The sequence below is a fragment of the Pseudomonas persica genome (assembly GCF_900291015.1).
Taxonomy (GTDB): Bacteria; Pseudomonadota; Gammaproteobacteria; order Pseudomonadales; family Pseudomonadaceae; genus Aquipseudomonas.
Genome location: NZ_OLKL01000137.1, coordinates 1 through 273, shown reverse-complemented (window position 1 = coordinate 273; position 273 = coordinate 1). Strand labels below are relative to the sequence as shown.

The following is a 273-nucleotide window of genomic DNA, read 5'->3' as shown; positions in this document are numbered from 1 at the left end:
AAATAGCTCATATATTTGAACCTGGGTTAGCTTTTGTTTATTTGTTCCTAGCAACTTGCATTTTTCTTGTTCGCTTTCTAGTATTTCATCAAGAAACTGGTCCATTTCCTTTGTATATTTCCGAGGCTTTCTTCCGGATGAATTATAAATTGGCTCATTGCAAATTGTTTCTTGAATGATTTTGGTGTTAGCTCCCTTTGCGTCTAGTAGCTCAATTTGTTCATTGTACTCGTCCCAATATTTAGCCACAGTTTTTCTATTGATGTGCAGCAT

At 35.5% G+C, this 273-nt stretch carries 1 protein-coding gene; it reads right to left on the bottom strand.

Features of this window, described 5'->3' with window-relative positions; translation table 11 throughout:
- The coding region (locus tag FQ664_RS27540) for a hypothetical protein (RefSeq protein WP_218570425.1) at nucleotides 1–273 on the bottom strand (273 nt) is incomplete at both ends.